Annotated in this window: 14 protein-coding genes and 4 pseudogenes; 14 read left to right on the top strand and 4 right to left on the bottom strand. The window is 45.5% G+C overall.

Annotated elements, in window-relative coordinates:
• Positions 1-41 precede the first annotated feature (41 nt).
• Positions 42-209: a CxxH/CxxC protein gene (locus MNQ98_RS29295; RefSeq protein WP_208916916.1), complete on the top strand. Its 168-nt coding sequence runs from the start codon at positions 42-44 to the stop codon at positions 207-209.
• Between the two features lie 146 nt (positions 210-355).
• Here the strand turns inward: MNQ98_RS29295 and MNQ98_RS29290 are convergent, their stop codons facing one another.
• Positions 356-646, bottom strand: coding sequence for a DivIVA domain-containing protein (locus tag MNQ98_RS29290; RefSeq protein ID WP_241931325.1), 291 nt, complete (start codon positions 644-646; stop codon positions 356-358).
• Between the two features lie 174 nt (positions 647-820).
• Here MNQ98_RS29290 and MNQ98_RS29785 point away from each other — a divergent pair.
• Positions 821-904: pseudogene (locus MNQ98_RS29785) on the top strand (23S rRNA (pseudouridine(1915)-N(3))-methyltransferase RlmH); the annotation flags it as partial.
• A pseudogene (locus MNQ98_RS29285) lies at positions 877-1,302 on the top strand (malate:quinone oxidoreductase); the annotation flags it as partial. The pseudogenes MNQ98_RS29785 and MNQ98_RS29285, both read left to right, overlap by 28 nt.
• Here MNQ98_RS29285 and MNQ98_RS29280 read toward each other — a convergent pair.
• A complete protein-coding gene (locus tag MNQ98_RS29280; protein ID WP_241931324.1) occupies positions 1,229-1,669 on the bottom strand; it encodes a cupin domain-containing protein in 441 nt (146 codons plus the stop codon). The pseudogene MNQ98_RS29285 and the gene MNQ98_RS29280 sit on opposite strands and share 74 nt — an antisense overlap.
• Before the next feature lie 174 nt (positions 1,670-1,843).
• A complete protein-coding gene (locus MNQ98_RS29275) occupies positions 1,844-2,446 on the bottom strand; it encodes a TetR/AcrR family transcriptional regulator (protein WP_241931323.1) in 603 nt (200 codons plus the stop codon).
• Positions 2,447-2,582: 136 nt separating this feature from the next.
• Here MNQ98_RS29275 and MNQ98_RS29270 point away from each other — a divergent pair, with 136 nt between their 5' ends.
• The 7 genes and pseudogenes from MNQ98_RS29270 (at position 2,583) to MNQ98_RS29985 (ending at position 7,367) form a co-directional block, all read left to right on the top strand.
• Positions 2,583-3,845, top strand: coding sequence for an MFS transporter (locus MNQ98_RS29270; RefSeq protein WP_241931322.1), 1,263 nt, complete (start codon positions 2,583-2,585; stop codon positions 3,843-3,845).
• A 288-nt stretch (positions 3,846-4,133) separates the two neighbouring features.
• Positions 4,134-4,613, top strand: coding sequence for a 23S rRNA (pseudouridine(1915)-N(3))-methyltransferase RlmH (rlmH, locus tag MNQ98_RS29265; RefSeq protein WP_241931321.1), 480 nt, complete (start codon positions 4,134-4,136; stop codon positions 4,611-4,613).
• 428 nt (positions 4,614-5,041) lie between these two features.
• Positions 5,042-5,629, top strand: coding sequence for a DUF4291 domain-containing protein (locus MNQ98_RS29260; RefSeq protein ID WP_241931320.1), 588 nt, complete (start codon positions 5,042-5,044; stop codon positions 5,627-5,629).
• Between the two features lie 55 nt (positions 5,630-5,684).
• Positions 5,685-6,599, top strand: a complete 915-nt coding sequence (locus tag MNQ98_RS29255) for a hypothetical protein (RefSeq protein WP_241931319.1) — start codon at positions 5,685-5,687, stop codon at positions 6,597-6,599.
• A 278-nt stretch (positions 6,600-6,877) separates the two neighbouring features.
• Positions 6,878-7,015 (top strand): annotated as a pseudogene (locus MNQ98_RS29250) (hypothetical protein); the annotation flags it as partial.
• Between the two features lie 51 nt (positions 7,016-7,066).
• Positions 7,067-7,219, top strand: a pseudogene (locus MNQ98_RS29245) (IS3 family transposase); the annotation flags it as partial.
• Positions 7,194-7,367, top strand: coding sequence for an IS3 family transposase (locus MNQ98_RS29985; RefSeq protein WP_481856700.1), 174 nt, complete (start codon positions 7,194-7,196; stop codon positions 7,365-7,367). The pseudogene MNQ98_RS29245 and the gene MNQ98_RS29985, both read left to right, overlap by 26 nt.
• A gap of 209 nt (positions 7,368-7,576) precedes the next feature.
• On the opposite strand, the gene MNQ98_RS29235 is transcribed toward MNQ98_RS29985, so the two are convergent.
• Positions 7,577-7,957, bottom strand: a complete 381-nt coding sequence (locus MNQ98_RS29235) for a hypothetical protein (RefSeq protein WP_241931318.1) — start codon at positions 7,955-7,957, stop codon at positions 7,577-7,579.
• A gap of 625 nt (positions 7,958-8,582) precedes the next feature.
• Here MNQ98_RS29235 and MNQ98_RS29230 point away from each other — a divergent pair.
• The 4 genes from MNQ98_RS29230 to MNQ98_RS29215 all read left to right on the top strand — a co-directional run bounded on the left by MNQ98_RS29230 (position 8,583) and on the right by MNQ98_RS29215 (position 14,182).
• On the top strand, positions 8,583-10,484 hold the full coding sequence (locus tag MNQ98_RS29230; protein WP_241931317.1) for a sensor histidine kinase: 1,902 nt from the start codon (positions 8,583-8,585) through the stop codon (positions 10,482-10,484).
• Complete coding sequence (locus MNQ98_RS29225) at positions 10,481-12,031, top strand: response regulator transcription factor (RefSeq protein ID WP_241931316.1); 1,551 nt, start codon at positions 10,481-10,483, stop codon at positions 12,029-12,031. The genes MNQ98_RS29230 and MNQ98_RS29225 overlap by 4 nt, the downstream gene beginning before the upstream one ends.
• Before the next feature lie 252 nt (positions 12,032-12,283).
• Positions 12,284-13,213 (top strand): ABC transporter permease, encoded by a 930-nt coding sequence (locus MNQ98_RS29220; protein WP_241931315.1) that lies wholly within the window; start codon positions 12,284-12,286, stop codon positions 13,211-13,213.
• A gap of 21 nt (positions 13,214-13,234) precedes the next feature.
• On the top strand, positions 13,235-14,182 hold the full coding sequence (locus tag MNQ98_RS29215; protein ID WP_241931314.1) for a carbohydrate ABC transporter permease: 948 nt from the start codon (positions 13,235-13,237) through the stop codon (positions 14,180-14,182).
• The last annotated feature ends 99 nt before the right edge of the window (positions 14,183-14,281 follow it).

The following is a 14,281-nucleotide window of genomic DNA, read 5'->3' as shown; positions in this document are numbered from 1 at the left end:
GTGCATAACAGGATGCGAAAGACAGAAAGGATGCTTATTAAATGTACGTCGTATGCAAGGAACATGTGGAGCTAGCGATCGAGAATTTCGTGGATGAATATGAGGATGCCCCGGATATTGTCGATTTGAAGGAGACGGAGTTCTCGGACTGGGACCCACCGGTGAAGTGCGCGGAGTGCGAGAAGCATGCGGAATATTTGATTGTGTGAGAATATTTTATTATTGAATAGATGAAACCGATGAGGAAGCGTGATGATTTCACGCTCAAGAAAAGAGTCACTCAGTGAAGAGTGACTCTTTTTCTATTCATAGAGCCAGCCGAGCAGTGTTAGCGATTCCCGATCTATTACTTAGGCTACAGCCTAGATTTAATATAGGATAGCTCTCTTTCTAAAAGCGTAACCCTGTAGTTTAGCTGCTCCACATTAGCGGTACCTGTACTTGCACGACCGGATAGGGCTTGGGTTAACTCGTCGATCTGTGCTTGTAATGACGTAATGGTTGTAATAAAAATATCATAATCATTGATTATAGTATCGAGGTACTCGTTGACTTCATCCATTTCATAGCCTTTTACGAATGTACCTACTACTCGAAATTCTTTCTCATTTATCTCAATCGGGCTTAGAGATATATTGTCCAACATCGAATCAACTCCATTCCATTACTTGTTTCACTTAATCCTAGTTCATCATCCTTGTAAGTATTTGTCAATGGCTTTGTTGTGTCATCCGCACCGAGATGGGCTTAGAAGATAGAATTAGTGAAAAATCATGTTAGAATGAACGTCATAACAGCAGAGTTAAGGAGCGGTAGCGCTATGAATATACAGATTGTAAGTGTTGGCAAGTTGAAGGAGAAGTATCTGGTGCAGGGTATCACGCAAAAGTATATGGTAAAGCTGCGGTTGGTGCTCCTCCAATGTCTATTCCGCAGCTTGACACAAGATTTATCGATAACAAAAAAACGTTGCTCTTTGGACCATTTGCAGGTTTCTCACCAAAGTTCTTAAAAACCGGCTCCATGTTTGATTTGATAACTTCCATAAAACCGGATAATCTCTTAACTATGTTGGCATCAGGGGTAAAAAACGTTCCATTGACAAAATACCTGATCCAGCAAGTTATGTTATCTAAAGAAAAGCGTATGGAGGAATTACGAATGTTTGTCCCGAACGCCAAAAGTGAGGATTGGGATTTAGTGGTGGCGGGCCAGCGCGTACAAGTTATCAAAGATACTGTTGATGGCAAAGGAACGCTTCAATTTGGTACGGAAGTTGTGAGTAGCGCTGATGGTTCAATGTATCTTCATCCGTAACAGATGAACCAAAGATACAATTTTTTGGAACTAGCACTTGAGGGACTTCGCCTATATCCAAGTTTATTCCTAATTTATCTCCATTTTCTTCAATAACATGAACCGTTAAAGGACTTCCAGCGTGATAATACCATAATTCGTCGGATTTCAAACGATGGAAATGTGAGATGTCATTAGAACCTAATAGAAAGAGGATACTCGTATAAAGCTTTCTCTTCCCTTCAAAATCTACTGTTAATTCTTGATCTGAAGTTTGTTCCTGAGATTCAAATGTTCTTTTATAATATCCACCCTCTGGATGTGGATTCAGTCCAAGTTTTGATACATAGTACTTTGCGTCATGTTCTTTCATAGCAGTATGCCTCCCATTAGATGTGTAATATATTCTTTGAAATTTCCAAACGAATATAAGGTCCGCTGGGTAACCGGTCAAGTGCTCGATGCAAGTGGGCGATCCCACCTATAACAGTCGCTAATAGAGAAACGTTGTTTGTCCTAAAACAAAGATTCCTCATTATGGTGAGCATTACTTGGGTTCGCGTAGGCATACCATTTTTAAATAAGTAGCAAAGCTCTTTATATTCATGCGTATATGTCGATTATTGCCTTCGAGTTTGCTCATCATGATGCCACCCTCCATGATGGAAAGGGCGAAGGTAGCTAGCGCATCGATATCGAGGTCTGCTTTGAATTCACCGCTTTGTATACCTTCGGATATAATCCTTTTGTGGGATTCCAGCGTACCTATTAGGGCTTGTTGAGCTCTTTCTCGTAAGCCTGGATGACAGTCGTCGCTTTCAATAGCCGTGTTGAGGAGCGGGCACCCTCCGATGAAGGGCGGCGCTTCAACTACGTTCTCGTACACATGTAAATAAGCTAATAGCTTCCCAGAGGCCGTTTCTTGCTGATTAATTGCATGGGCAAGCTGGGCCCCGACAATACTACCCGCATAGCTAAAGGCTTCATAAGCAATCTCATCTTTATTGGAAAAGTGACGGTAGATGCCGCCTTTTTTGATGCCTGTCAACTCTGTTATATCAGACAAGGATGAGCCCGAATATCCCTTCTGGTTAAAAAGTTCAGCGGCTTTAGCTATGATGTATTTACGAGTTTTTTCACCTTTTTCCATCGTGAGCCTCCGTATTTAATCGTATTTGTACATGTAGTATATCAAATGAATTTGCGCTCTTGCAAAAGAACGGTTCTATGTTATTATAAAAGATACCGATCGGTATCTTTTATAAACGGCGAAGGTGGAAAGAACAATGGCCATGACATGGTTCAAGGAATCTAGGTATGCTTGGATTGGATTAGGATCACTCTGGATTATTGGAGTTATTGGTGGATTGACTCGATTCAGCATGGCTTTTTTTCAGGTGCAAATATCAGAGGATTTACAGATTGGCCGGGGATTCATTTCGATGGCGTGGTCAACCAATTTATTAATTACAGCCTTATGTGCACCTTTGGGGGGCTGGCTCGTGGATCGTTATGGTCCTAAGAGGGTACTGTTGTTAAGTGCAGCCATGAGTACATTGGGCACTGGCATTGTCATATTAGGACATCATCCTATCGTTTTTTTTATTGGATACGGTGTTATCTGTGGTTTGGCTGGTATTGGGACGACGACGAATTATATGTTGATGTTTCAATGGTTTCGTCATCATCGGGCTAAAGCAATGGCACTACTAGGGAGCGCCTCCTCTGTAGGATTAGCGGTTATTACGCCAATTTTCGTATCGGTGGGCTGGCTGACTTGGAATGATGCCTTTATGGCTTCTTTTGCTCTAGGTATTCTTGTGACATTCCCTGTAATTTGGCTGGGAATTAAGGGTCCACAACAAGAAAATATGAAGAAAGCTTTAGCGGATAGTTCAATAGAAGTCGAAGGGGAAGCTATACCACTTAATGTCATTCCATCGCCCAAGAAATTTGTTCATCTTTCTATCTTTATCGTGGTCGCGATTGCACTGTTCACCTGCGGTCTCAATATGGGAACTGTCGAGATGAATTTGGTAGCCATACATCAGTTGGCAGATGTATCACCAAGCATGATCGCCCTATCCATGAGTATACTTGGCATTATGGAAATCACGGGGACGCTCACTTTTGGCTATTTTCTGGACCGATACAATAAATTAATCATGATGTCCATTCTGTATGGCATACGTATTATGGGCTTTGTCTTTCTCTTTATGCACTTGGGAGTTTCACCTATTCTTTTTGCTATAGCGTTCGGAATTACCTACTTAAGCGCAATACCGGGGGGCCTCCTTATTATCAATGAGTTTGCAAACGGTAAAGGGAAACAAACCGGTTTTCTACTTCTCTTCCATCAGGGAGGCGCTGCATTGGGCGCACTGATAGGAGGCATATTCTTCGATTATTTTCAAAATTATCAGAACTTGATCGTTGTTGACGTCATCATCTGTATCTTCGCAACGCTGGGGTACTTCGTATTATTCACGACCCAGAGAAGGAGTCTTCGAATTCAAAACAACAAGACTGCTGTAAGCGAGGTACTTTGACTTAGATAAGGGATGAGAACCTGCCAGCATATAATGGTAGTCATGTAGAATAGATGAACGGGACTTTGAAAAGGGGTAAATGCTGGTTCAAGAGAGTGAGTAAAGCCAAAAATGAAGGTTATTCCGAAGGCCGTATATGCCGCAGGGGTAACCTTTTTTTTACGGACGGTTGTAATATGAAGTGCGACGGGAAGATGATTTATTCGCATTCGTGATATAATAAGCCGGAAAATAACTTAGAAGTGAAGACGCCATATAGGGGCGTATTTATATATTTAGGAGGTAGTTATGTTTATTCAAATTATTGCGGTAGGTAAGTTGAAGGAGAAGTATTTGGTTCAGGGTATAGCCGAGTATGCGAAACGGCTGACGCCTTATATTAAGTTTCAAGTCGTGGAGGTACCCGACGAGAAAGCACCGGAGACGATGAGTGAGGCGGAGGTACTGGCTGTGAAGGCACGCGAGGGCGAGCGCATCCTCGCGCATGTGAAGAGCGAGGCGCATGTCATTGCGCTCGCGATCGATGGCAAGCTCTGGAGCTCGGAAGAGCTTGCCGCTGAGCTGGACAGGCTGGGCACCTACGGGACGAGCCATGTCGTGTTCATCATCGGCGGGAGCCACGGGCTTGCCAATGACGTCATGCGCCGCGCGCAGCAGCGCATGAGCTTCGGGCGCATGACGCTGCCCCATCAGCTCATGCGGTTGGTATTGACGGAACAGGTGTACCGTGCGGTTAAGATAAATCGGGGTGAACCGTATCATAAGTAGAGGCAAAGCGGAGAATGGAATTGATGGTAGAGACTACGATACTGAATCTGTGGATTGGGGCTTAGGTATAACCATACTCGATACACGTGGAGTGCTGTGTGTTGCTGGTGAGAACTTAGTGATTTAGAGCTACATTTACCAAGGGAACGCCTAAGCCATATTTCTAAATCTTAGTTTAGCATGAGAATACGTCTTGTTAGTAGCGAAGGGGTTACCCTACATAAGTGGATATAGTTTAGGAGGAAGACAGGTCGCTTGCTACGTTCAGTCTGCTTTTGGATTCCGCCTAGCTCCACCAAAGAAAAAGTTGAAAGCTGTCGAGAGTGAGAAAAAGCGTTTAGCCGATTTTGACTTTTTTGATAGGATAGACACATTACACATAAGGCAGATAAGACGCAGTGCGACAAATCGGAATTTAGGGAGACAACATGGAATATATAAAAGAGGTATTTGCACAATACGATAGACAATGTATTCGGGTTTATCAGGCTTATAATCCAGTAATTGCAAAAGAAGCAGTTGCCTTACAGACTTTTGGCGAAAACTTTAATCTCAATCGCATGACATGGATAAAACCTTCCTTTTTGTGGATGATGTATCGGTCTAATTGGGGAACAAAGAAAAATCAGGAATGTATTTTGGCTTTGGATGTATATATGGAAAAATTTAATGAATTGTTGAGGGAAGCGGTGCTAACTTCACCAGACTCAATGATTTACAAAGGTTCAACTCAATGGGAAAAAGCATTTGAGGAAACAACAGTTTATTGCCAATGGGATCCCGATAGAAATGTGAATGGCAATTCCATAAATCGTGCAGCAATTCAAATCGGTCTAAAAGGAACCACTTTAAAAGAATTTCTGGCCGATGGAATTTACCGCATTGAGGATTTGACACCGCTTGTGAAGAAATGGAATGTACAGCGAAAGCAGGGAAAACTAAACTCTAAAAATTTACCAATAGAAAGAATCTACCCTATTAAAAACAACGAAATTAGAAAAAGGCTGGATATGTGACAACAAACTAAATTTCAGTTTGTCTGATCGTCATGGCGCCATAGGGCTTATGGTGATGGGGAACCTGACTGCTAAAAATATGGCGGTGGGCGGCCAGGAAATCTACATCAGGGGCAATTTGTTGGTCGAAGAAATTTTGTACGGCTCCTATAACCATGGAGAAATCATCGTTAAAGGCAATCTAACTGCAACGGCGTTAATCCAAGATGACGAATACCGGTTCAAGACGAGCGGACAACAATGGATCGTATGTACGGTAAACGTCTGGGAGGGGGACGGCGTTTGTCAGGGGCTTCCTGTGGACATTCGGGAAGTGCTCGTCGACGAAGTTTTCCTGGATATAGAGGACGAAGAGGTCGGTTTTTCATTCGGCATGCTTATTGTCATTCTTAAAGAAGGCCGCTCTGCGTTAAAAAGTCTGAATGAGGCGCTCCAGAGAAAGAGGGCTGTTCAGCTATGCTTTACCGATAGCACGCTCAATGAAGACAATATAACGAAACTGACCCGGTGTGTGTTGATGCCGGATGACAAGCATTATTTTGATTTTGAGGAGCAAGGTACCTACTTCAAAGTTAATCGGGAGCATGTTGATGCGGAGGCGGGCAAACTGAACCCTGGCATTTACATTACGGATGACCGTAACGACTATTTTATTTACCTAGAAGAAGAGCAAACCGTTAGTCTGCAAAGAAAAACGGCGGATGAAGGGGCGATATGGGAGGACATTACCGATGAGCCACAGGAGCAGTTGTCCGACATTACCTATTACTGGATCATGCTGCTAACCTGCGTCAATGTGGCCGAGCTGTATTTGCCGGGCATTGATAGGCGTTACTTGAAGGAAGTTTTGCAGCACCCTATGATTCGGGCATTGGATCCGGCAGGAGAGGAAAACGACGGGTTCTGGGATGGCTCCAAGTATTATCGTTTTTGTCAGGCGCATACGGGCGCGAGAACATTTCTTATTTAGACTCTAAACGCTGGGAGGCCCGAACGCTACTTCACGAAGTTTATGCAGTATATATCCCGGGAAATAGCGGAGGGCGTTAACACTGAAGAAGAAATGTAGGAACAAGTTCTAGTGCAGATAATATAAATGATTTTAGGGGGGCGCTTATAATTCAGCGCCCCTCGATTTGTTGTTGAATACCAAGGAGAGTAAGACCCGATCCGCTCAAATGGAGAAGATGTGCAGCGTTCTCGGAGTGTCCAAAAGCGGGTATTACAAATGGGCGCAAGAAAAGAATAATGAAAATAGCTACCAACGCCGTCGTAAAACGTTGCTGGCGCGCATTACCTGGCTCTTCCTGGACTCCCACAAGCGGATACGGCAGCCCGAAGATTACACAGCTTCTACGCCGTGAAGGATGGAGCGTATCTGAGCGACTAGTAGGTAAAATCATGAACGAGCACGGTCTGCGCTCCTGCGTATCCAAGAAGTTCAAAGTCACCACGACGGACTCCAATCACACGAGCCTGATTGCGCCTAACGTGCTCAACCAGAACTTTGCCACGACAGCGCCGAACAAGGTATGGGTAACGGACATTACGTACATCCCTTGCCGTGAGGGACGGCTCTATCTGGCCAGCGTATGTGTTGAAGAAGGAGTTTATTTACTGCACCAAATTTCGGACAAAAGCCCAGGCGCAGCAAGAGGTTTTTGAGTACATCAAGCTCTTTTACAAACCGGAAGCGAATCCACAGTTCACTGGGCCATTTATCCCCAGACCGGTTTGAAGCAGCGTATTACAAAAGCATCGCTTGGCAACGTTATTTGGTGTCCACTTTCTTGACAGAGGTCCATCAGCCGCTTCGTCCGGAAATAGCGCCCCAAAATTCCTCTATCGGATTGATAAATACGGATCAGCGATTAACCGCACGGAACTCTCATCTCATTTTCACCGATAGACCCGTTAAGCTAAAAAACCATCGTTCCTGACGATGTTCTACCATTCGCCAACCCAAACCGGATTAAAATTTGAATATCCCATTTCCATTAATAAATCCCATGCATTATTTAAAATATGAGGCTGTCCTTTTGTAAATAATTCTTTTCTTTGTTTCATTAGATATGAAATAATCTCAGCTATATGTTTTGGCTTGCCTAGGTGTATTGTTGTTTCTAAATCATTTTTTTGTACTGTAATATTGTAAAAAGCCCAGAATGTAAGAGGATCTTCATCTGGTGGATTTGATTCGAAAATAAGTGTGATTTTGATATTTTTGTTTTCCTTTGGAGAAATATTTAATGTGAAACTTTTCCCACCCGAATACCAATAAACAAATGCCTGACTATCAATGGTAATATTTCTTAATTGACTCTTCATAAATTTTTCACCCTAATATAATTGTTCTACATAATGATTATAAAATAATTGTGACTTCGAATCGACCACCTACATGTAAATGATTCAAATCAGATAACCCTGTCTGCTTCCCGAAATCTATACTTCATTTCAACTCTACCCGAATACTTATTAAGATCGATGATTTATAAGAAATTCTAGCCCTTAAATTGACTTAGGGGCTTTTTTATACATGCAAGAAACGACAATGTTTTTCATCTCATGGAGTGAGGAATGAAATCTAATGAAACAGTAGCTGTTCAAGTACCTCGATCATTGGGCTGTGATGTGAACCAAGAAAGGAAACCATTCCTCTAGTCTATAGATGGACGATACTTCGAAGCAGCGCAATCCCATGCCTCATTGGCGAGTGTTTATCCTCGAAAATCTGTAGCACGTTGCCGCGCGTTCCCTTCGCCAAAACCTCCCGCTGCTTTCGATATCATAAATGCGGGTGAGCTGGGCCGACTTGTTCAGTCCAGTTCGTAGTATAGTGGTTCCATACCGCGTTCGGTCAGGACGAACGGAATGCCGTCCCCCGTATCCTGCGTAATCATCAATGCTGTGACAGTAAAACGGTGCTCTTTCGTAAAGGTGCAAATTTCAATTGCCGGGTTTACGGAAACGGTGTACACTGGGTGCCGAAGTGACCATTATAGAACAGGGTGTGTTTCATATTTTCAGACTGCGCCAATTCTATTTAAACCATCTGAAGCGAAAAATGTTCAACAAAATCGTCGTGCTTTATTCGACCGTCATGATCGTGCTGTTCGCGATTGCTGCGACCTTGGTTTATCAATACCAGACGCAGCGCATACTCCGTGAGCAGACCGATGCGAATCTCAAATCCGCGCATGTCCTGAATATCTATTTGAGCAGGCAGTATGAGAGCATACAGAATATATTTCAGCAGATTTACGGTGATGCCACGTTGAGCGACGAGCTGATCTATTTTTTGAACCACGAATATGAGAGTTACTTGAAATACCGTCTGGATTTGTACACCAAGACGGGGGAGCAGCGTTTGAGGTCTTTCAATACCTTGCTGAAAAATTACCTGGAGCAGGAGCTAAGCGCCAAAAGCGTGTCCATCTACAGTTATCCGAACAATTTCTATATGTATATCAGCCGGACCAACCAGCAGCTGAATAATGAATCCGGTTCCAAAAACAAGTGGGAGACCTGGTTCGCCCGCCGGGAGCAGCACAGCTGGGATACCATGCCGCAAAACGAGTTTTCAAATTCATCCGCAGGTTCCAGTCCAAGATCGTATTCCTACTCGAGAGAGCTGAAGGACCCTTGGACCCTGAATCGGGTGGGGATGTTGAACGTGGAGTTCGACGCCCGGCAAATTTCATCCTGGCTGGAGAGCCGCGCTTCGGTAAAAGGCCGGATTTTGGTGTTGAACGCCCAGGGAACCGTTATTTACGACTCGGAGGATGTGTACTACGGTCAAACCTATCCCTATCACTTAGATCAGGAAAAATCCGGAGACTGGGTTGAGCTGGACGAGCCTTCCAAAGTGAACATGCTGAATGTCGGAAATGCGGGCTTGTCGGTGGTGGGGATTGTGTCGCAATCCTTAATCAAAGAGAGCACGGAGAGTTTAAGGACCGGGCTGATCCTGGTCACCCTCGTGTTTATGGTGGCCAGTTTTGCGATTACGTTTACGATCATCCGGAAGTATTCCAAAAAAGTTCAGCGGATCATCCGCTCCATGAACCGGATCGGCGAAGGGGATCTGTCGACGCGTATCCAGATGTCCGGAGAAGACGAGCTTCAGCAGATTTCCCACCGGTTTAACGACATGGGTGACCGCTTGGAGCAATATATCGATAAAATGTATACCTCGGAAATCAAGCAGAAGAACGCCGAGCTGGTTGCACTGCAATCCCAGATTAATCCCCATTTTCTATACAATACGCTGGAATCGATACGCATGAAGGCATATTTCGTGGGGGCGAAGGAAGTGGGCCAAATGATATACAGCTTGTCGGTCATGTTCAAGAGCATGGTGAAAAAGAACACGATTGTTACCGTCGAGGAGGAGATCGACATGTGCTCGGTCTATCTGGACCTGTTCCGCATCCGCTATGACGGACGGCTGGAGGCGGAAATCGAGGTGGACCCGGAAATTCTAAACTGCAGCATCATCAAGCTTCTGGTCCAACCGGTCGTGGAAAACTATATCGTCCACGGATTCCGTCCGCTCGAAGACAGCAATAAAATTTCAGTCCGAGCCTATCGGGCAGGGGAACGGATCGTTATCATCGTCTCGGACAATGGAACGGGCATATCGGAAGGAAAGTTGACCCAAATCCGCCAGACACTCGACAAAGAACTTCAGCCTCCCGACAAGGGTTACCGGTCGATCGGGCTGATGAACGTACATGAACGGATCATTCTGAATTACGGAAACGATTACGGAGTGACCATAAACAGCACGGAGGGACAGGGAACCGAGGTCCGCATGGAAATACCGATGCTTCGCAAGGGGGAGACGACATGAGGAGGGTATTTTTTGTTGATGATGAGCCTTTGATTGCTCAGGGATTGGCCACCATTGTGGATTGGCAGGAGTACGATCTGCACGTGTCGGGTTCGGCCAACGATGGTATACAGGCGCTTGAGAAGTTGAGGGAAGAGCCCGTGGATCTGCTGATCACGGATATTATGATGCCAAGAATGAACGGACTCGAGCTCATCAAGAAGGTAAAAGAGATAAATCCTCGCACCAAATTTATTGTACTGAGCGGGTACGAAGAATTTGAATATGTGAAGGTAGGGATCACGCTCGGCATTCAAAATTACATTTTGAAACCGATCAACATCGAGGAGCTGGAAGCGACTATCAAGCATATCCGGGGTGATTGGGAGCGCGAGGAATTGAAACGGTTTCGCTCCGAGGAGGATTGGAAGATCCTCCGTAGCAATATTTTGCAGCGATGGGTTAACGGCGAAATCAAAAGCTCGGAATTAAAACAAAGAGCCGAACTTCTCGGAATTCCGCTGAATTATGTGTCTTACCAGGTTTATGTTCTGCGGCTCATATCCGACGAACGTCCGGTATCCCAGCTCTACCGCTTGACCAACCTAGCCGATGAATTATGCCGGGCTTTTTCGAAAGAGCTTGGGGGAGAACATGAGGTGATCTGTTTTCCCGATGCGGATGACGACATCGTCGTTTTGTCTGTCGCGATGAATGAGCGGAGGGATGCCGCGCGGGAGGGTATGAGAAGTTCCATGGCCAAGCTGCGGCAGTTGACCGGCTTGCGCATGTGGTGCTCCGAAGGAAATGCGGGAGTCAATGATTTTAAAGATATTCAGGAGAGCTACAGGAAAGGGAAAGGCCATTTCAACGCCTGCCTGATTGCAGGAGATGAAAAGACCCTTTATAATCCGCCTGCGGAACCGGAGTCCGTTCAGGCTTCTTCGCCGTCCGTCCGTCCGGATACCTATGCAAAGCTGCTGATCGAAGGAGACGTTTCATCTTTGCAGGCCTATATAGAATCCGTTCTTGGCGGTGGCAGCGGGGCGCAGACGGTACCGAGGGGAGCCTGCTTGAATGCGGCTGTCCAACTGATGATTGCGGCGAAGGATATGGAGAAAAACCCCGATTACAGCGAGGTATTTACGCCAATGCACCGGATCAATACGCTCCAGGGGCTCCGAAATCATGTATGGCGTATCGTCGAACGCAGCCTCGAGCGCCTGCAAGAAGCGGATCAGGGATATAGCCTGCATGTTTCGTTCCTTGTGGAGCAGGTGCAGCACAATTATCCGGAAGAGCTTTCCCTGAAGACGCTGAGCCAGCGGCTGCAGATGCATCCGAATTATTTGGGGCAGCTCTTTCAGCAGGAGGTTGGCGCAAGCTTCTCGGATTATTTGAACCAGTACCGCATCGAGAAAGCGACGCAGCTCCTTTTACATACGGATCAGAAGACGGCGGATATTGCTTTCAGCGTAGGTTATACAGACAGCTCGTACTTTTACAGGCAGTTCAAAAAATATACGGGCGTGTCTCCAACCGAGATGAGGTCCATCTATCGGATCTAATAAACAGTGAACCCTTTGTGACAGGCTCAAGGCTAATAAGCTTTGGCCTGTTCTTTTGTTGTTTGTTTTTGGAGGATTCTTTAATTTATCCATCCCGTTCTAGTATTTTTCAACTTGAGGGCGATAGCGCTTTCTTGGCACAATTATATTAGTTAAGGGCGAGTGATAAGAAAATCCGCGATGACAAAGGTCATGGGGATCTTCAATAACAGTCGCATCACTTGTATTTAACGGGGAAGAGGAGGAGTGCTCATGTCGGGGTTCATCAAAAAGGTTATACGCAACCGGTTTATGCTGCTGATGATACTGCCCGGAACCATTTGGTTTCTTGTCTTTGCTTACTTGCCCATGTTTGGCACGGTTCTCGCTTTTAAGGATTTCCGTATAAGCCCGGACGGGTTTTTCGCCAGCGTGTTCAACAGCGAATGGGTAGGGTTCAAAAACTTTGAATATCTGTTTACAACCAATGATGCTTATATCATTACGAGGAATACGATCCTGTACAACCTGGCCTTTATCATCCTGGGCCTGATCATTGCGGTCGGCTTTGCGATCATGCTGAGCGAGCTTGTCAACAAGCGGACGGCCAAGGTATATCAGACCGGCATGTTTCTGCCGCACTTTTTGTCGTGGGTTATCATCAGTTATTTTGCGTTCACCTTTCTGAGTGTGGACAAAGGGACGTTGAATCAAATCATCACTTATTTCGGAGGAGAGCCGATCAGTTGGTATTCGGAATCAAAGTATTGGCCCTTCATCATCATTTTTGTCGGCATCTGGAAAGGCGTAGGCTACAACAGCGTTATTTATCTTGCGGCTATTACAGGGATCGACAAGTCTTATTATGAAGCGGCCGTCATCGACGGAGCCAGCAAGTGGAAGCAGGTGCGGTACATCACGATTCCGCTGCTGAAACCGCTTATGATCATACTGACTATACTGGCGATCGGTGGCATCTTCCGTTCCGATTTCGGATTGTTCTATCAGCTTCCGAAGGATTCGGGTGCGCTGTACCCAGTTACGAACGTAATCGATACCTTCGTCTACCGCGGGCTGATCAATATGGGGGACATCGGAATGAGCACGGCAGCGGGCCTGTACCAATCGTTTGTAGGGCTGATTCTGATTCTGGTCGCCAATTATATCGTTCGAAAAATTGAAAAAGATCATGCGATTTTCTAATCCGAGGGAGGTGTAACTTCAATGACGCAGCTATCAACGCAAACCGCCGATCAGCCGGCAAAGCGTTCAAGAAAGAGAGACTATAACGCCATCTCCCCGTTGTGGAATACGATTTTCAATATCGTGATCGGCATCTTCTCGTTCTCCTGTATCTTTCCGTTCCTATTTGTTATTATTATCTCCCTGACGGACGAACAGACACTGGTCTTGGAAGGCTTCAGGCTGCTGCCGAGCCAGTTCAGTACGGCGGCGTATGAATATATTTTCGAAACGGGAAGCGAATTGCTGTCCTCATTCGGCTTAACGCTCCTGGTCACGGTGCTGGGGACGCTGGTGAGTCTGGCTCTGGTTACGACTTATGCGTATGCATTGTCTCGTCGAAACTTTGAATTTAGAGGTTTTTTCAGCTTTCTGGCCTTCTTCACCATGTTGTTCTCGGGCGGTATGGTACCTGGTTATATCGTGATGACCCAGTTCTTGCATCTGCAAAACACGATCTGGGCGCTGATATTTCCTCTATCCTTGAGCGCGTTCTCCATCATCGTCATGAGGACCTTTTTTCAAACGACGATTCCGGATGAAATTATCGAGTCCGCCAGAATCGATGGCGCCGGCGAATTTCTGACCTTTATCAGAATCGTGTTGCCTGTCTCGCTGCCGGGGATTGCAACCATCGGTTTGTTCAGCTCTTTGGGTTACTGGAACGACTGGTTTAATGCCTTGCTGTATTATAACAATCCACAGTCAACGCCTCCGCTGCAGTTCATGCTCATGCAGATCGAGAAGAACATGGACTTTCTAACAAAGAATGCGCAGAATATCGGATCGTTCGATGTAGCAGCCGGCTTGCCGACAGAGACGGTAAGGATGGCGATGGTCGTATTGGCTACGCTGCCGATTGTCATGGCGTATCCGTTCTTCCAGCGATATTTTGTCCAAGGCCTGACTGTAGGCTCGGTCAAAGGATAATTTCATAAGGTTGTACCCGCATCGCACACTGCCGGAGAAATCCGGCTTTGATGCATCAAGTGTGTAAGCGGTGTCAATATAGCATTAACCATTAAGTGA

Origin of the sequence: Paenibacillus sp. N3/727, from assembly GCF_022637315.1 — a bacterium.
GTDB lineage: Bacteria > Bacillota > Bacilli > Paenibacillales > Paenibacillaceae > Paenibacillus_AQ > Paenibacillus_AQ uliginis.
This window is presented reverse-complemented; position numbering and strand designations above follow the sequence as displayed.